Below are 18080 nucleotides of genomic sequence, written 5' to 3'. Positions count from 1 at the left end.
ATGAAAAAGCTCAATAAAACAACAGCTATAGTAGCGCTAAGTACCCTAGTGATAGGATTGCTGTTTGGATGGCTATTTTTCGGCACGTCTGTTCAAACAAATGACGATGAACACAATCATTCCGTAGGCAACGATTTGGAAACTTTATGGACTTGCTCTATGCATCCACAAATTCGAAAAAACGAACCCGGCAATTGTCCAATTTGCGGAATGGACTTAATTCCATTGGAAACAACAGATTCGGAACTTGACCCAATGGCGATATCCATGTCCCCAACGGCCATGCAGCTGGCTGATATCAAGACTGCCGCTGTGGGAACCATGGAACCGGTAAAACAGGTAAGACTGAACGGAAAAGTGCAGGAAGATGAACGCCTGGTTTTTTCCCAATCTTCCCATATACCGGGGAGAATAGAAAAGTTGACTGTCAATTTCACCGGAGAGTTTGTGCAGAAGGGACAGACCATTGCCTATATCTATTCCCCGGATTTGGTGACGGCACAAGAGGAATTATTTGAAGCTCAAAAAATCAAAGATACACAGCCTCAGTTGTTTAATTCTGCCAAAGAAAAACTCAAAAACTGGAAGCTAACTGCAATCCAGGTAGAGCAGATTTTAGAAAATGGTACTCCTAAAGAGGAGTTTGCTGTTCAGGCTGATGTATCAGGCTATGTAACCGAGAAAATGGTAAACCTTGGCGACTACATTCAGAAAGGAGAGGCAATTTATGAGATCGCTGATCTATCAAAGGTATGGGTACTGTTTGATGTGTATGAATCGGATATGGCCTGGATCAAAAAAGGTGATCAGGTGAATTTTACAGTGGCCTCATTGCCCGGTGAGACATTTGATGGTGCTATAACTTTCCTTGATCCGGTGATGGATCCTAAAACACGGGTGGCCAAAGCTAGAGTAGAATTCTCTAACAAGGGGCTAACCCTAAAACCGGAGATGTTTGCTTCAGGGACAGTAGCGGCGAAGCTCCCCATAAAATCAAATAATGTGGTGGTCCCTAAAACTGCCGTAATGTGGACCGGCAAGCGTTCGGTAGTCTATGTAAAAAACACCACCGGCAATGGAGTGAGCTTTACGATGCGAGAAGTGGTTTTAGGGCCTGCCCTAGGTGAAAGCTTTATCATAGAAAGTGGCCTGAAAGAAGGGGAAGAAATAGCTGTAAATGGCACCTTTAGTATTGATGCTGCTGCACAATTGGCCGGAAAGCCCAGTATGATGAGCCCCGAAGGCGGCCCAGCGATGACTGGACACAACCATGGTGATGGCACAATGCCTGCCTCCAATGAACCTCCGAAAAAAGAGGAGGCCAAAAAGGCTCCCGTTAGTCAAAAGGCTAAAGAGTCCCTTCTGCCCCTGTTTACGGAATATCTGGCTATGAAAAACGCGTTGACCAATGATAATTTAGATCAAGCAAAAGAAGCTGGCTCAAAATTTTTAAAGCTAGCTAACGGCATAAACATGTCCTTGTTTACTGGAGATTCACATAATGTTTGGATGAGCCTGAGCAGTGATTTAAAGAACACGCTGCAACATGTGGAGCACTTTAAAACGCTGGAGGAGATTAGAAAGCCTTTTCAACAGGTTTCCAAAAGTATGATTGAGATAGAAACTTCATTCAATCCTAATGATAAAACACTTTATGTACTGCATTGCCCCATGGCGAATGAGAATAAGGGAGCTGATTGGTTGAGCTTCACCAAAGAGGTCATAAACCCATATTATGGACAGGCGATGCTCACTTGTGGAGAAGTAACCTCCACACTCAATTGAAAGAACTATAGCAACCGGAAATAAAATAAACCTAAAAAATAAAATACAGGCTGGCCCAAGAATTATAAGAAGCTCCAGGAACCCGATGCGTTAACCAGTTTTTTTAGAATCGTAATATCTTCTTCCACTTCCTTGGATGGAGGAAGTAAAGGCAAGTCATTAAAAGGGGATATTTCGGTCGTAGGGCATGGAACATGTTCTTTATCGTGTCCAACTTTAAAAGTTATATGAACATGTTTTCCGTGGTTCAGCCTGTAAAATAAGCATCCAGTTCAGCCAACATCGCGGATTTATCTCTCAGGTCATTGATGATTTTACCCTTTTCAAGTAAGACAATTCGGTCACAGATCTCCGTCACATGATTCAAATCATGGCTGGATATTAAAAAGGTAACTTGAGAATTTCCCTTTTCCTGAAGAATCAATTTTTTCAGGCGAATCTGAGAGCTAGGATCCAAGTTTTCAAAAGGTTCATCCAGAAAGACCACTTCAGGATTCCCCATCATAGCCGCTGCGACTCCCACTTTTTTCAGGTTACCCTTGGATAGATCGCGGATGTATTTTTTTTTGCCAACAATCTCCTCATTGAATAACTCAGTAAATTTGTCCAGGTGCAATTGCAGATCAGCCTCGGACAGACCATAGATTTTGCGTAGAGTCTGAAAATATTCGTCCGCAGTCAGATAGGACAATAGCATATGCTCGTCCAGGTACGCGCCCGTCGTGCGCTTCCACTCTTCAGATTTACTCACATCCTGTGAATCTATTTCCACCTTTCCTTGTGAAGCACGAACGAGGTCAAGCATAATCCTAAACAAAGTCGTTTTTCCAGCGCCATTATTTCCAACTAATCCAAAGCACTCAGATTTTGGTATTGCTAATCGCTCCACATCGAGAACGACAACTTCTTTATATTGCTTTTTGAGATCAGTAACTTGAATCATAACTCTTGACGGAATGAAGATGAAATTTCGTATCGGTTTTTCAATACTCGGTTAATATTAACTGCAGTAAGTTTATTGAAGAATAAAATCCCTACCACCCCTATCGTGCCTAGTGCTGCCAGACCTACATAGGAATTGAAGATGAAGGCAAAAGGCACATATACTGCATAAGGAGCCACCATCATCGGGATAATCATGAGAAACTGTGCTGCACCGACTCCCTCGTAATTAAACATTGCTCCTTTATTGAGATCCATGGGCTTCGGCTTCCAAAGTGCCAAATAAATAATTAGATGGATCATTATACCAGCATTGAACAGGAAGGTAGCTAAGTGAATCAGCAAGAATTTCCACCCAAAATACACATAGGGAATGGATAGCAAAAAGCACAATACAGAGATAGAAATTAGCAAAAGATACTTGCCTCTCACCAAATTTTTCACTCCATCTTTTCGACTAAGAAAAAAGTCAAAATAGCCGGAGTTCCAGCTTAAGAAAAGCTGTCCATATTGGATCATGAATATCCCAGTAATAAAAACCCCCACAAAGATAAAGAGGAAACTAAACCCGCCATCTCCAGTATCATTGTATTGAGGATTGTCATAGAAAATCATCCCATACAATAAGAAAAAGGCACTCAGCATCAAGAAACTCCTGCTCTTCTTGTGACGGATGATCAGCTTCCATTCCAAATTAGCCAACTCTCCTGCCATACCAAATCTGGAAAAGAATCCCACCGATTGATTTACAAATCGGATCTCCTCTTCTTTTGCCAAATCCTCCAGATACGCATTGTTCAGATAATAGGAAAATGCTAAGTAATATCCGACAAGAAACAAAACCAACATGGCTGCCAAAGGGATAAAACTCCCCATGGCAAAAGTAAAAATCGGAGCCACTAGTTCGCCCAAATTAAACCAACCCATATAGGCAGACCCTCCGCCTAAAAGAATAATAATAAAGACAATCACTACTCCTATCAAACTATCCTCAAAACGCTGCTTGAACCAAAGCATAAACCAATGTAAAGTCCAGCTGATAAACACGACCGCTCCTAGCCAAGAAATCGCACCCAAATCACCATATTGACCTGCTATCTCCATAAAGGCAAAAGGAGTAAAAAGCAACAAAGCGATAATGCTCAAGGGGGAAAAAAATGATCTTCCCAACAGCATATGCATGATTTTTTTCTTCGAAATCGGCAGGTGCAAGAGACTTTCCAACTCAATCACAGGGAGCTTTTGCAGAAAATACCTATACATAAATTCCGCAAGAAAGAAGAAGATCAGCCCAGCATTCAGTACTTGGATAGAATCCTGTCCTTCAGCAAGTTGCTCTATAATTCTACTTAGAAATAACCCAGCCATCAATAAATATCCCAAAAGCATAATCGCGAGGAATCCTAGAAAAATAGCCACCATCAGGCTTTTAGCAAATGCCGTGGACCGGAAACTTTTTAGGAATTCCAGACGGATCAGTTCAACTAGCATACAATCTCAAAAGTAAGTAGGGTCTAATTTCAACTCAAAATATAGGGAAAGCTACAGGATTTTTCGCTTAAGAATCCATAAATATGGATTGAATCTACACGAAATTATATGAACCTTTTAGATTTAGCATATATTTATAGTATATACTCACAGGACAATGAAAACACTCTCTTTAAAACTAGACAAAGATATCTTTGAGGAAACAGAAGAGATTCTTAAGGACAAAAAAGTAGCTCGAAACCGCTACATCAATCAAGCGCTTGAATTTTACAACAAGTTTCAAAAGCGGAAGAAATTAAGTGCTTCATTTGCCGAAGCATCAAACTTGGCCAAAGAAAGCTCATCAGAAATTCTCGCTGTATTTGATGCTTTAATCGAAGAAGATGAAGCAGTTTGAGCTCTGACTAGCAAATCTAAATCCCTCAAAAGGAACTGAGCCCGGCAAGATTCGGCCAGTTGTGATTATACAAACTAACCTTCTCAATCAAGTTGACCATCCTTCGACGCTTGTTTGCCCACTCACTACTCAGCTTACACCAAAGAAAAATATTCTTCGAGTGGGCATCACTCAAGGAAATTATGGACTAGAAAAAGACTCTGAGATTCTTATCTATCAAATCAGAGCTTTGGACAATCGAAGGTTTTTGGAAAAACTTGGCGAGTTAGGCCAAAAGGAAATTGCTGAGCTTAGAAGTAAAGTGAAGGCGATTTTGGATCTGTAATTACAAGATTGAAAAATTGGAAGATTGGAAGATTTAAAAATTATGTTTCCTATTCTTTCTATGTGGTAAAAACCTATATGCAGTTACACGATGCTTTTCAAATTCTCCACAAATTCTCCAACATTTTTATACACCTGATGCTTATAGCTTATAGCAAAAGGATCTTTACTGACTTCAATCGCTTCTGCTAATTGGTTGATCCCAGCTTTTTCAAGAGCCTTTTCTATCCACACAGTAAGTTCCCGTGGGCCTGAAATATCAAAATTCATACTTTCAATTTTAGATTCAATCCTGCCCTTTTCCATGCTAAAGCTAAAATTCTCACCTGGCAACAACTGATTGATCTCTCCAGAAATCACCAAATCCTCAGGTAACCCTGAGACCAGTGGTGTGCCACAGTTCATCAACCAAAACCGATCGGCTGTTTCCAAAGCAATCTCCAAATCATGCGTAACCACTAGAATTGACTTTCCCTGACTTTTTGAGATCTCCTGGAGTAGGTGCATGATTTCATATCTATTCACCAGATCCAAATGAGCAGTCGGTTCATCCAACACCATCACCTTTCCATCTTGAGCAAGCGCTCTCGCGATCAATGCTTTTTGCCTCTGCCCATCGGAGATTTCTCCCAATCGCTCATCCCTGAGATACCAGATTTTAGTGGCATCTAACGCATTGTGAACTGCGTACAAGTCCACTTCCTGCAGCTTTCCTGTCCAGCTCGTATGCGGGATTCTCCCCATTGCCACCAACTGTCCAACAGTCATATTCCCAGGTAAAAAAGGCTCCGTAAGCACCACTGAAAGCTCCTTAGAAAGTGCTTCCCTGGAAAAATTAGCAATAGGCTTATTATAGAGCAAAATATCTCCTCCGAACGGTTTTAATTGACCCAAAATAGCCTTTACTAATGTTGATTTACCAACACCATTCGGCCCGAGCAAGCAGCACATTTCACCTTGAAAAAGCTCAAAGTTCAATCCGCTTAGAATCTCCTTATGAACTTTGCCTTTGGCGTAGCCAAGACTGAGATTTTCACCTATGATTGATGCGTTCTTCATAACCTAAAATTCTTTGCTGAAGTTTTTGCGAAGCACTAAACTAATCACTATAGGTGCTCCCACCAGAGAAGTTACCGCATTGATCGGTAAAGTCTGAGCGGATCCCGGAAGCTGGCCAACAGCATCACAAAGGAGCAGTAAACTCGCACCCAACAGCGATGAAGCGGGGAAAAGAATCCGATGATCAGAAGTTTTCCAAACCATCCTGGCCAAGTGCGGAACAGCAATCCCAATAAATGCAATTGGCCCACAAAAGGCCGTAACACTCCCAGCCAATAATCCCGTACTGATAATCATCAACCATCGCAAACGATCTGGATTGATCCCCATACTTTTCGCATAGCTTTCTCCTAGAAGCATTCCATTGTAAGACTTCACCGAAACGATTACGGGAATCAGTCCAATTAAAATAACGAGACCTAAAACCCATACCTGATCCCATACCAAACCTCCCAAACTTCCCATAGACCAAATGGTAAATAACTTCAACGCTTCTGCACCAGAAAAATAAGACAGAACAGAAATGATCGCTGAAACAGCCGATCCAAACATCAAACCCACGATCAATAGCGTCATACTATCTCGCACTTTCCAAGCTACTAAACTCACAGTGGCCAACACCAACCCAGCTCCAATTATCCCGGCAATCGCAATCGCCCAGGGACTGATGGTTCCGCCAAAAGCAGAAAACCCAAAGGCTGAGCTAGCCAGCATTAAAATGGCAACACCTAGCCCTGCCCCAGAACTAATCCCCAGCACAAAAGGGCCAGCAAGCGGATTTCTGAAAAAAGTCTGCATCTGAAGTCCGCTGATGCTGAGACCAATACCCGCTAAGATTGCGACCAAAGCCTTCGGGAATCTATAATTCAAAATAATCTGCTCACGGGATTCTTTCACCCATTCACCGGTAAAAACACCCTTCAGGATTTCACTGGTAGCTATAGATACAGAGCCCAAGCTGACGTTAAGAAGAAAGCTCAAAACCAACAGAATAATAGCCGCGGAAAGTAGGATAATCTGATTATTTTTTTTCATCGAGTTGTTGATAAAAATACAACTCATAACCTGGAAGTAAGTCAGGATGAAGAATTTTGATCAGATCTTTTAGAATCAAATCCGGTCGCATGTAGCCCAACTCAAAATATTCCAGTCCTCCTTCTCTACCACGCTTCTGTGTGTAAGAAAATACATTTCCTGATTTGAAAGCCTTAAAAGCCTTGTATCTAGGTTCGGAATTTCCCATGGATTGTAAATCAGAAAAATCAGCCGAACCTATCCAAAAATCAGCTTCCAGTGCATTTTCAAGCACAAATTCATAATTCAATTGCACACTTCCGGTTCCTTTTTGATCTGAGAAAATATAGCTTGCGCCAGCATTTTGGAGGATTTTTGCGCCCCAGCTCTCACTTCCCGGAGCATACCAAATATCCTGATAAAGCACACCGCTCAGCACCGTAGGACGAAGAGAGTCTATACTAGCGCCGACCAATTTCCCAGCCGCCAAATAATCATCTTCAACCCTATCGAACACAGCTTTAGCCTCCTCATATTTCCCCAAAAGCAATCCCGTAAACTTGATCCACTCAGCTCTGCCGAGCGGATGCTGCTCCAAATATTCCCCATTAATTACTGCAGGAATCCCAGCTTGCTCCAGCAAATCCAAATATTTCAGATCATCACCTAAAGTAGAAATCATAATCCAATCAGGAGACAAATCAATGACCATTTCAGTATTTGCCGAAGGCCCAGCGCCCAGGTCCTCCACTTTTCCAGCATCAATTACCTCCCATGTTTTTTTAGAAGAAATCAAATTCAGATTGGGAAAACCGACCAATTTGTCCGTCGCATTCAGCATGTCCAGATGCGGAATCTGTGTGGTCGAAGTCAGGATAACTTTCCTCACAGGAAGCTGGATAATTGCATCAAAACTTCCCGCTGGTTTTTCGGCATTTTCCTCTAATATCAAATAGCTAAAAATCTTATCTGCACCTGACCAAGCCTGAGTAACTTCCACCTCCCAAAAATTATTTCCCCGGGAAATAGTAAATCCGGAAGCATAGCTCAGGACTACTCTTTCCAATTCTTTTGCTTCCCCTGCATTCCTATCCTTACACGCTGAAAAAGAATAGGTTACAATCAAAAAAACTACAGTAATAAAGAGCCTAAATCGTTGATTTTTCACAGGTATTCTTGGAGATATTGAAATCCAAAATAAGCTCGGGATTTCGCCACTTCCAAAATTTGTCAGCAAACAGATTTTTTTTCTAAGCTTTCCCGATCTACTTTTGCAGCTGAAATAGGTTCCCAATCTCGCATCTGAGCTCTTGGGATTAAAAGGGAATTTGGTGTAAAACCAAAGCTGTCCCCGCAACTGTAAGCCGAGCGGATTTTTCCGCAAATAATTTGTCAACCAAGCCATTGTTCCTCAAAGAATTCGGAATGAGAAGGCGGCAAATTAAGGTGAGCCAGGAGACCTGCCCATTTCTGTTGATTCTGTGCTTTCGGAGGAAAAGCAATGAAGAACGTACCTGAGTCGATTTATCGACTTCGATCCCTTCTTCCCATTTCTCTTTAAGCCCGAATCGAATTTAAAACTAATTCGATCAGGGATGTTTTTGCTTGTATGGGTATTTTCTTTTGTGGCTAATAGCCCAATTCAGGACACAGTCAAATTGGCTGAAGTGGAAGTCTATGCGCCGGCTTTGGATCAATTTGCCCAAGGGCAAAAAGTAATCAACTTGGCCAAAAAGGATTTGCAAGCTTACCAAGGCCGTTCTCTTGGCGACATCCTACAGGAGCAATCGCCCGTTTTCGTGAGGCAATACGGAGCCGGAATGATCGCTTCACCTTCCTTTCGTGGTACTTCGTCCGGGCATACGGCAGTTTTTTGGAATGGCCTTCCGATCAACAGCCCTTCACTCGGGCAAAGTGATTTGTCGATTTTACCAATTTCTGCCATCGATCAGGTGAGTTTGCAGTTTGGAAATGCGGGAGCACTATTTGGAAATGAAGCCATAGGCGGATCTGTGCATTTGGGCACTTATTCTGAATTTGGAAAAGGTCTTCAAGCTAGAATTTCACAACAAATCGGCAGCTTTGGTCTATTCAACACCAGTGGATTTGCAGGATTCTCTTCGAAAAATTTCAGCAGCAAAACCAAAGTCTACCGTGAGTTTTCGAAGAATAATTTCCGCTATAACGATCTCGGACGAATAGGAACGCCAGAAGTAAAAGAAGATCATGCACAGTTTGAGCAGATCGGAGTTGTTCAGGATTTGGCATGGAACCTAAATGCCGATAATCAAGTGAAAGCCGCTTTTTGGTGGAATAAAACCAATCGGGAAGTCCAGCCAGTAATGGGTTCGCACACAAACGATTTGCAGGAAGATCAGGCATACAGAGCTGTGGTGGACTTTTTTCATTTTGAGGAAAAGTCAGTTTGGAATCTGAAAACTGGTTTTGTGAAAAACGAGCAACTTTTCAATGACAGTGAAAACAACAGTACGCAATACTTCTTGGCGGGAGATTGGGATCAAGATATTTCTGGCAAATGGACTTCTAAACTAGGTGCTAGATACACGCTAACGCAAGGAGATCTAAGCACTTACAAAGCTGATGATGAACGAATCGAATTGTATCATAGCACGAAATTTTCAGCCACAGAGAATCTATTTTTTGCATTAAACCTTCGCCAATTAGTTTATTCAGGCACCTTCGCTCCCTTCACTCCAAATCTGGGAATGGATTGGAGCTTTTGGAACACAAACTCTCAATCCTTACAGCTAAAAACTTCCCTAGGAAAAGGCTTTAAGGTTCCCACGCTTAATGATCGATTTTGGAATCCCGGAGGCAATCCCAATCTACTGCCAGAGGAAAGTTGGAGCGGAGAAATCGGCTTGACTTGGAACGGCAAAGGAAAACTCAATTGGACTCAGGGCTTGACCTATTACAAAATGTCGGTGAACAATTGGATCATTTGGCTACCAAAAGGAAGCTACTGGACTCCCGAAAACATCAAGAAAGTCAGCAACCAAGGCTTAGAATATCAAGGACGATTGTCTGGTGATCTTGGATCATGGAACTGGGAGTTGACCACTTCATATACATTCTCCAAGGCTATAACTACCAATGGAGCGGACGAGAATGACCAGTCCATTGGTAAGCAGCTACCCTACACACCGCAGCACCAAGCCAATGGAAAATTCCAAGTAAAAAAATCAGGATTTACTTCCTACATAGGGACGTATTTAGTGGGGGAAAGATCCGTCACGTCTGATAATCCCCGTATGATGCCATCATTTCAACTCTTCAATTTCGGACTAGGCTATGAGAGACTTAAGCTTGGCAAGCTTCACTTTCCCGTAAGTTTTCAACTCAACAATGTACTCAATACAGACTATCAAGTGCTCTACCTGAGAGCTATGCCAGGAAGATCTTATCAATTCAATTTATCCATACTATTATGAAAACGAGCATGTCGCAGGCGACACACGGAGGGATAATTATCCGTAATGCGAGATTCCTCACGATAGCTATCGGGTTCACCAAAAAAAAACTTAAACATGAAATTAAACCAACTACTCTGGGCTTCTGCTCTGATCACAGTATCCTTTGCCTGTTCCGACAGCGGTGAGGAAAAACCTTTAGGAAAGTACAACAATGGTATTTTGGTCATGAACGAAGGTAACTTCGGAACTAATGACGGGGAAGTATATCATCTGAATCCAACTACGGAAGAACTTCTTCCCAACATTTTCGAAGCAGAGAATTCTCGCCCTTTCGCAGGTTTGCTGGAAGACATGGTACTGGAGGCAGACAGACTTTATCTGGTCGCCAACACCGGGAAAGTAGAAATTGTGAATCCATCGAATTTCAAAAGCTTAGGGGCTGTGGCTGCAGAATTGGATCAGCCACGATCTCTGGCAGTGAACGGAAGTAAGCTTTTCATCAGTGACTATGGCCCTTATAATGCTAGCTATGCTACACCGGATTCCTATATAGCCCTGGTGAATGGTCTTGATGGCGGCGTAGTTTCTAAGAAAATTGAGGTATCTAACAAGCCAGAGGATCTTTTCTCCTACGGAAACTACATCATCGTCGCCGGCTCTGAAGAAAACAAAATCGAAGTCATAGACGTGACTCAAGAAGCTGTAATCGCTACAATGGATTTAGATGCTTCTCCCCGTCAATTCTATGCTGAAGACGGGATTCTTTGGGTGTATGCAGTGGGGGCAGATGAGGTGATTTTCTATACCTTAAATCTTGGCAGCCTGACATTGGGAAGCATGTACACAGTACCGGTGGCGAATGCTACCAGCAGAATTGCATTCGATGGAGATGACAAAATGTATCTGTTGACCAGCTCAGGATGGCCTGATTACAAGGATGCAGTAGTCAGTGTCAGCATCGAAGGAAATGCTGCTACCGTCACAGAATTGATGACGGGCTCAGGATTCTATGGAATAGGCTATGACGGCAACTTAGATCAAATTTATGTATCCAATTCCAATGGTTTTCAAGGAAATGGTACGGTAACTATACTTTCTGAGACGGGTTCGGTAATCAGGAGCTTTGAAGCAGGAAGAGGACCATCTGGATTCTTGGTTTATTGAAATGTTAAAATTGGAAGATCGAAAGATTAGTCCCCATTAAATCAAGCTACTAGTTTCCCAAATTTATCCATTTAAAAGCCATTGTAAATTGATTTTTTCAGTGGCTTTTTTGATGACATCGAAAATATTCTCATGATATAATAGACTTTTATGGATCTAAATCCATAAAAAGACGGCTTTTTGTGGATTGTATTCCATAAATATCGTATTTTTATTCATGAAATTTAATCGATTGCACTTTCAGAACCTTTCTGAAAATCTAGACCGGAAAAAGGTGATCCTCTTAATTGGCCCTAGGCAAGTAGGTAAAACTACTCTTGTAAATGATTTACTGGCTGGAAAAGATTACCTCTTTTTGGATGGAGACGACCCTACCATCAGGCGCCTTTTAGATACGCCAAATACGATGCAGATCAAGTCAATTCTCGGCAATAATAAATATGTATTCTTAGATGAGGCACAGCGAATCGAGAACATAGGGCCCACTGCAAAAATAATTCACGATCAAATCCAGGATGTAAGACTTATCCTGAGCGGCTCATCTTCTTTTGAATTATCAGGCTTAACTCAGGAACCTCTTACAGGAAGAAAGACTACATTTCATCTCTATCCTATCAGCTGGAAAGAATTCGAGCAGAATGTAGGATTTATTGCCGCGGAACAGGATTTACCCAATCGGCTAGTCTATGGGTTCTATCCGGAAATTATTACAAATGTAAGTGACCAAGAAACGTTACTATACGAACTCACAGAAAGCTATCTCTATAAAGATGTGCTGGCCTTGGGCATCATCAAAAAACAAGATATAATCTTTCGACTCCTGCAACTTTTGGCTTTTCAGATGGGAAGTGAAGTTTCCTACAATGAACTATCGAGATCTCTTCAAGTTGATGTCAAAACTGTCATTAGCTATATTGATTTGCTAGAACAAGCCTATGTCATTTATCGAATGGGAACCTTCAGCAGAAATCTACGCAAAGAGATCAAGATGAATAAGAAAATATATTTTTATGACAATGGTGTACGTAATGCGTTGATCAAAAATCTGCAACCACTTGCATTAAGAAACGATATTGGGGCTTTGTGGGAAAATTTCCTGATGGCCGAAAGGTTAAAATATTTAGAATATGAAGGAGTAAAAGTCAATAGCTATTTCTGGCGAACCAAAAACCAACAAGAACTTGATTACCTCGAAGAAAAAGACGGTAAATTAAATGCGTATGAATTCAAATGGAATCCTGATTCAAAATTCTCAATCCCATCATCATTCAGAGATACCTATAAGGCAGAATACAGTTTAATTCATAGAGAAAATTTCAGGAGTTTTATAGGGTAAATTACTCTCTCACTATGCCTTTGACATCATGGTAGTTTCGAAATGCAAGTTCGGCGAGTGCCAGCATTTTATTTTGATCCAAAATCACACGATCCAAACTCAAATATTCTCCTGTATTCCGATCAAAACTCAGATAATAGCGGCTGGAATTGGGATGAGCTCCTCCAGAAAAATTGTATTCAGTGAAAAAAATACAGATCGTTTCTTCTGATTCGTAGCTCACTTCAGCTTCAACCTCCACCACCCAAGCACCGGGAGCTTCTGGGGAATCCTCCTTAAATTCTTTATACGAGTTCAGAAAAATATCTGCTCGCTGGGTCAAATCACTACCAACCGAATCTGATTGGAAATAAGCCATAAGCTGATTCTAAATGTGATCGTTGATACTGTCAGCAGTAGCGCTTCCACTAGTAAAAGGATAGGAAATTGACAATTTACTGCACTCTTCATCTACCAAAGCTCTTTTTCAAACTTCTTCGTCGAAAACTCTAGTGGATTTTCACTTGTAGTTTTTGATTCCGCACATGCAATTGTCAATGCAAAAATCCAGATCAAATGCTTTCTCATTGAGATATATTAATCTTTCTAAAGAATGAGTCTGTCAATTCTCTGGCCAAAGTCAGGGGACTAATTTCTCCCAATTTTACTTTCTCCCTCGATTGACCTAGGCTTTCTGCTATCTTTTTATTTTGATAAAATGCTTTCCCAAGAAGGTGTTCTATACTTTCATCTAGCCAGTTGAGTCGTTGATCAGCTCTATTTTTCTCCCAAAATCCATTCAAGACTAATCTTTCTTGAAAATCTTTTATCATTTCCAGCACTTGGTTCAGTCCTTCTTTGGTGTGGGAAGACCCTATGAGAACTTTTGGCGTCCAACCATTTTCCCCCAAAGGAAATAGATGCAATGCATTGGAATAAGTTACTTTTGCTTTGTTGGCTTCTGATACATTCGCTCCATCTGCCTTGTGTATCACTAGGCCATCGGCCATTTCCATTATCCCTTTTTTGATCCCCTGCAGCTCATCACCAGCTCCTGCCAGCATCAGCAAAAGAAAGAAATCCACCATACCCTTCACTGCTGTTTCTGATTGCCCCACTCCCACCGTCTCCACCAAAATCACCTCAAATCCCGCTGATTCGCAAAGCAACATCGCTTCTCTAGTCTTGGAACTAACCCCTCCAAGGGCACCTCCCGTCGGGCTGGGACGAATAAAAGCCCGCTTATCTCCGGCCAGCTTTTCCATGCGGGTTTTGTCGCCAAGAATACTTCCCCTACTTTTTTGGCTCGAAGGATCCACTGCCAATACAGCCACGGACTTCCCTTGCTCCAGGAGTAGCTGACCGAAAGCTTCAATAAAAGTGCTTTTCCCAACTCCAGGCACTCCGGTAATTCCAATTCTGATAGACTTGCCGGTAAATGGCAAAACCTCTTGCACCAAATCCGAAGCTAATGCCAAATCACTTTCCAGTGCGCTTTCTGCAAGTGTGATTGCCTGGCTGAGCTTAGTTCTGTCACCGGCTAGCACTCCTTCTTTGTATTCGTTAAGAGTGAAGCGCTTTTTCATTTAGGATACCCATTGGTAAAACTTACATCTCCCATCGGACTTTTTTGGTAAGTAGCTATCACATAAGACTGCATATCTTCCATGAAGTAGGGATCAGTCGGAGACAAGTTGATTTGCTGATCTATATCACTGGAGAAAAAGAACACCACTGTCCTACCGTATTTTGTATGGGGCATGGCATCTCCATATCCTTGCATCCATTCCTTAGAACTATCTAAAGCCTGTATGGCATACACTCGCACCACTGGGCCAGTATTGTTTTCATTTCTATAGCTTGACAACTCCTTAAATTTTCCTTCAAATCGCTCTATTCCTGGCTGAGAAAGTGACTCCATGAAAATATAAACAACAAGTCCTGCCACAATAAGGGCGATAATCCAGAAAATGATTTTAGAGCTTTTCAAAAATTAGTGCGGTTATAAAGATTAGGCCTTAATTTAGTCGAAAATTCCGAGAATGACTTTCGAGTACCTCAAAGCACTTCACATCATTTTTGTAGTCACCTGGTTTGCAGGGCTATTTTATATCGTTCGATTATTCATCTATCAGACTGAAGCAATGGAGCGTCCTGAGGCGGAGCGTAACATCCTCAAACCCCAATTGGATATGATGGCTTCACGTCTCTGGTATATCATCACCTGGCCTTCTGCAGTTCTTACCTTGATCTTTGGCACCTGGGTATTAAGTCAGCGCATGGGGTATCTGGAAATGGGCTTTATGCATGCCAAACTAGGATTTGTAATCTTACTATATGGCTATCATCTCTGGTGTCACAAACTCTTCAAAGAACTTCAAGCTGGCCGAACCCGATGGACTTCCACACAGTTGAGGATATGGAATGAAGCTTCCACGCTGTTACTTTTCGCTATCGTCTTTCTGATTGTACTAAAAAGCACGATGAGTATGGTATGGGGCTTGGCTGGGCTGATTACACTTGGGATCACACTCATGCTTGCTATCAGACTTTACAAAAAATTTAGAAATAAATCCAAATTACCATGAAAACGACGTTTTCGGTCCTTTCTCTAGTTCTGATCTTATTCTTATTTTCACAGTGCAAACCTGCTGGAGAAAAAAACACTCCTCTCCCAAAACTTGGAAATTGGCATATAGATGAAAAAACAGTTGATGGAAAGCTAGTACAGGATACCGTTTACCATAAAATCGCGGATTTTTCATTCACCAACCAAGATGGAGAAACTGTGAACAATGCATCGGTGGACGGAAAAGTATATGTGGCTGATTTCTTTTTCACAACCTGCCCCACCATCTGCCCAATTATGAAGAAAGAAATGCTTCGTGTTTATGAAAAATTCGGTGATAACCCGAACTTCAAAATCCTGAGTCATACCATTGATCCAACTCATGACACCGTAGAGGTATTGAAAGAATATGCTCAAAAATTGGGGGTAGAGAATGCTAAAACCTGGAGTTTTCTCACTGGAAATGCAGAAAAAATTTACGAGCTAGGTCAAACAAGCTACATCACTACTGCCCAGGCTGATCAGGATGAGCCTGGGGGATTTTTGCACTCAGGAGCTTTTCTACTAATCGATCAAAATGGACATATCAGAGGGGTTTATGACGGAACCAAATCAGATCAGGTAGGTCAACTGATGGTAGATATTCCAAAGATTTTGGGAGAATGAAAAAGTATCTGGTCATCCTGCTCCTTGCTGCAGCATGTAGCCCAAAAAGTTCTAGTGAGGAAAACACGCTTTCGCAAATAGAAGACCCTGAGGTGATGAAATATGCCGTCGAAGGCAAAACCATCTATGAAAATCATTGTGGCAATTGCCATCAAAATGACGGTTTTGGATTAGGAAAGTTGATTCCTCCATTGCGGGATGCAGATTATTTCAAGGAGAGTATACACCACGCAATATGGATTATGAAGCACGGCCAAGAGGGAGAAATAGTAGTAAATGGACAAGTATATAATCAACCCATGCCAGCTAGCCCAAAACTCACTCCTTTGGAAATTTCCCAGATAAGCACGTATCTCTACAATATCTGGGGAATGAGGGAGGGAAAAATCACTTCAAAGCAGGTGGAAAAATATCTTCAGGAAAAACCAAATTTCTGACTATTTCAGAAGCGCTTCGGCTTTTGCCAACGCTTCCTTCATTTCTACATTTACCGCAGACACCAGCACCATCTGGTGTTCTAGATATTGTTTGAGTTCCTCATCAGATTTCTTTCCATCCAGCGGATCGTATTGATGCATCCATTCAAACATCGCCTCATGAGCACGATTAAGATCGTATCCGAGAGCCTCATATGCTTCTACTTTTGTTGAATCCATTGGATTTTGGCTTTTTAGTTCCTCCGCCTTTTCAAGAGCTTGGCGTTCTAGTGATTTCAGCTTTCCCATTTTTGGCATTACCTCATCATGAACTGCAATTACCTCCTCACGGAGTTTTTCATTTTCACTCGGACTCTTTGGGCCACAGGCATTTACCAATAAAAATGAGGTCAAAATTAAAAATAGAATTGTTCGCTTCATAATTACTTCATTAATATGCCTCAAAGTTACTATTTAATCTAGATATAGTAGTATAAAGTAAGATCCCATTAGAATGTGATTTATTCGGCTAGAGCTGTTAATTTTAGCTGCTCTTAAATCCCAACATCATGAAACCATTTTGCTTTGCCGATGGGCAAATTATCTCTTCTGAAAAAGCTACGATTCATCCTATGGACTTAGGTTTAATCCGAGGATATGGGATTTTTGATTTTTTCCGAACGGTCAATTTTAAGCCACTTTTTCTTGACAGTTACCTTGATAGATTTTTTGCGTCAGCAGAAAAAACCTTTTTGCCACTGGACTATTCCCGGGCAGAATTGAAAGCGGTAATTCATGAACTGATCGAGAAAAACCATCTCAAAGAAGGGGGAATTCGGATGATATTGAGTGGTGGTGTGTCCCCAAATCACTTTTCCCCTGCAAAAGGTAAGTTATTCCTCTTTGCCGAATCGTTGATTTTCCCCGCTCAAGAGAAGTATGACAAAGGCATCAAATTGCTCTCTCTTGAATATGTGCGTCCAATAGCAGAAATCAAAACCACGAATTATGCCTTGCCAGTCTGGGATAGCATGCGCTGGAAAGATGCAAGAGCTGAAGATGTTCTTTATCATTGGAACGGTACCGTAAGTGAGAGCTCCAGAAGCAATTTTTTCATCGTAAAGAATGAAATTATCAGCACTCCTGATGCACATGTCCTGATGGGAATTACCCGTAAACATGTGATAGAATTGGCCGGAGACGTACAAATCAGGCCTGTCAGTATGCAAGAGGCTTTGAATGCTGATGAGGCATTCATTACAAGTACCACCAAGGTGCTACTTCCCGTAACTCAAATTGATGAACGTGAAATAGGCTCAGGAAAACCAGGGCCAATAGCACTTGGCCTTTTAGAGAAATTCCGTGAATTGGAAAAAGAGCTTTGCTGTTAGGGTGAAACTTCTTAGACTAAAAAACACGCAAGAATTGACAGCCTACAAATCTTTTTGAAAGTTAAACACCTTGTTTTGAATATGATTTTTGAGAATTTTTAGTAGTCAAAGAC

At 41.5% G+C, this 18080-nt stretch carries 18 protein-coding genes, 1 pseudogene and 1 riboswitch; of the genes and pseudogenes, 10 read left to right on the top strand and 9 right to left on the bottom strand.

What is annotated here, in order from left to right:
- Positions 1-1785, top strand: a complete 1785-nt coding sequence (locus U3A58_RS11960) for an efflux RND transporter periplasmic adaptor subunit (protein WP_323823659.1) — start codon at positions 1-3, stop codon at positions 1783-1785.
- Positions 1786-2032: 247 nt separating this feature from the next.
- Here U3A58_RS11960 and U3A58_RS11955 read toward each other — a convergent pair whose 3' ends face one another.
- Both U3A58_RS11955 and U3A58_RS11950 read right to left on the bottom strand, forming a co-directional pair.
- Positions 2033-2728 (bottom strand): ABC transporter ATP-binding protein, encoded by a 696-nt coding sequence (locus tag U3A58_RS11955; RefSeq protein WP_323823658.1) that lies wholly within the window; start codon positions 2726-2728, stop codon positions 2033-2035.
- On the bottom strand, positions 2725-4218 hold the full coding sequence (locus U3A58_RS11950) for a DUF5687 family protein (protein WP_323823657.1): 1494 nt from the start codon (positions 4216-4218) through the stop codon (positions 2725-2727). Before U3A58_RS11950 ends, U3A58_RS11955 begins: the two co-directional genes overlap by 4 nt.
- A gap of 157 nt (positions 4219-4375) precedes the next feature.
- Between U3A58_RS11950 and U3A58_RS11945 the strand changes: the two genes are divergently transcribed.
- Together U3A58_RS11945 and U3A58_RS11940 are read left to right on the top strand one after the other, a co-directional pair.
- Entirely contained in the window at positions 4376-4615 is a 240-nt protein-coding gene (locus U3A58_RS11945) for a hypothetical protein (RefSeq protein WP_323823656.1), read from the top strand.
- A 19-nt stretch (positions 4616-4634) separates the two neighbouring features.
- Positions 4635-4940 (top strand): annotated as a pseudogene (locus U3A58_RS11940) (type II toxin-antitoxin system PemK/MazF family toxin); the annotation flags it as partial.
- Between the two features lie 83 nt (positions 4941-5023).
- Here the strand turns inward: U3A58_RS11940 and U3A58_RS11935 are convergent.
- From U3A58_RS11935 to U3A58_RS11925, 3 genes are read right to left on the bottom strand one after another with little or no spacing between them, the layout of a single operon-like run.
- Positions 5024-5998, bottom strand: coding sequence for an ABC transporter ATP-binding protein (locus U3A58_RS11935; RefSeq protein ID WP_323823655.1), 975 nt, complete (start codon positions 5996-5998; stop codon positions 5024-5026).
- Positions 5999-6001: 3 nt separating this feature from the next.
- Positions 6002-7033, bottom strand: a complete 1032-nt coding sequence (locus U3A58_RS11930; RefSeq protein ID WP_323823654.1) for an iron ABC transporter permease — start codon at positions 7031-7033, stop codon at positions 6002-6004.
- Positions 7020-8180 (bottom strand): ABC transporter substrate-binding protein, encoded by a 1161-nt coding sequence (locus U3A58_RS11925; RefSeq protein WP_323823653.1) that lies wholly within the window; start codon positions 8178-8180, stop codon positions 7020-7022. Before U3A58_RS11925 ends, U3A58_RS11930 begins: the two co-directional genes overlap by 14 nt.
- A 99-nt stretch (positions 8181-8279) precedes the next feature.
- A riboswitch (cobalamin riboswitch) is annotated at positions 8280-8494 on the top strand.
- 113 nt (positions 8495-8607) lie between these two features.
- Here U3A58_RS11925 and U3A58_RS11920 point away from each other — a divergent pair.
- The 3 genes from U3A58_RS11920 to U3A58_RS11910 all read left to right on the top strand — a co-directional run bounded on the left by U3A58_RS11920 (position 8608) and on the right by U3A58_RS11910 (position 12946).
- A complete protein-coding gene (locus tag U3A58_RS11920) occupies positions 8608-10464 on the top strand; it encodes a TonB-dependent receptor (protein ID WP_323823652.1) in 1857 nt (618 codons plus the stop codon).
- Between the two features lie 96 nt (positions 10465-10560).
- Entirely contained in the window at positions 10561-11610 is a 1050-nt protein-coding gene (locus tag U3A58_RS11915) for a YncE family protein (protein ID WP_323823651.1), read from the top strand.
- Positions 11611-11827: 217 nt separating this feature from the next.
- On the top strand, positions 11828-12946 hold the full coding sequence (locus tag U3A58_RS11910; protein WP_323823650.1) for an ATP-binding protein: 1119 nt from the start codon (positions 11828-11830) through the stop codon (positions 12944-12946).
- A gap of 1 nt (position 12947) precedes the next feature.
- Here U3A58_RS11910 and U3A58_RS11905 read toward each other — a convergent pair whose 3' ends face one another.
- From U3A58_RS11905 to U3A58_RS11895, 3 genes are all read right to left on the bottom strand, one after another.
- On the bottom strand, positions 12948-13304 hold the full coding sequence (locus tag U3A58_RS11905) for a PdaC/SigV domain-containing protein (RefSeq protein ID WP_323823649.1): 357 nt from the start codon (positions 13302-13304) through the stop codon (positions 12948-12950).
- A gap of 205 nt (positions 13305-13509) precedes the next feature.
- Positions 13510-14511: a methylmalonyl Co-A mutase-associated GTPase MeaB gene (meaB, locus tag U3A58_RS11900; protein ID WP_323823648.1), complete on the bottom strand. Its 1002-nt coding sequence runs from the start codon at positions 14509-14511 to the stop codon at positions 13510-13512.
- Positions 14508-14915 (bottom strand): hypothetical protein, encoded by a 408-nt coding sequence (locus U3A58_RS11895; RefSeq protein WP_323823647.1) that lies wholly within the window; start codon positions 14913-14915, stop codon positions 14508-14510. The genes meaB and U3A58_RS11895 overlap by 4 nt, the downstream gene beginning before the upstream one ends.
- 52 nt (positions 14916-14967) lie before the next feature.
- Between U3A58_RS11895 and U3A58_RS11890 the strand changes: the two genes are divergently transcribed.
- From U3A58_RS11890 to U3A58_RS11880, 3 genes are read left to right on the top strand one after another with little or no spacing between them, the layout of a single operon-like run.
- Complete coding sequence (locus tag U3A58_RS11890) at positions 14968-15513, top strand: CopD family protein (RefSeq protein WP_323823646.1); 546 nt, start codon at positions 14968-14970, stop codon at positions 15511-15513.
- The gene (locus U3A58_RS11885; RefSeq protein ID WP_323823645.1) at positions 15510-16160 is read left to right on the top strand and encodes an SCO family protein; all 651 of its coding nucleotides are present in this window, start codon (positions 15510-15512) and stop codon (positions 16158-16160) included. The genes U3A58_RS11890 and U3A58_RS11885 overlap by 4 nt, the downstream gene beginning before the upstream one ends.
- Entirely contained in the window at positions 16157-16597 is a 441-nt protein-coding gene (locus U3A58_RS11880) for a c-type cytochrome (RefSeq protein WP_323823644.1), read from the top strand. The genes U3A58_RS11885 and U3A58_RS11880 overlap by 4 nt, the downstream gene beginning before the upstream one ends.
- On the opposite strand, the gene U3A58_RS11875 is transcribed toward U3A58_RS11880, so the two are convergent.
- Complete coding sequence (locus tag U3A58_RS11875) at positions 16598-17017, bottom strand: hypothetical protein (RefSeq protein WP_323823643.1); 420 nt, start codon at positions 17015-17017, stop codon at positions 16598-16600.
- A gap of 128 nt (positions 17018-17145) precedes the next feature.
- Between U3A58_RS11875 and U3A58_RS11870 the strand changes: the two genes are divergently transcribed.
- Positions 17146-17967, top strand: coding sequence for an aminotransferase class IV (locus U3A58_RS11870; RefSeq protein ID WP_323823642.1), 822 nt, complete (start codon positions 17146-17148; stop codon positions 17965-17967).
- Positions 17968-18080: the final 113 nt, after the last annotated feature.

Origin of the sequence: Algoriphagus persicinus, assembly GCF_035156415.1 — a bacterium.
Classification (GTDB): Bacteria; Bacteroidota; Bacteroidia; order Cytophagales; family Cyclobacteriaceae; genus Algoriphagus; species Algoriphagus persicinus.
The sequence above is the reverse complement of the archived record's forward strand: the minus strand, read 5'-3'. Positions and strand labels throughout refer to the sequence as shown.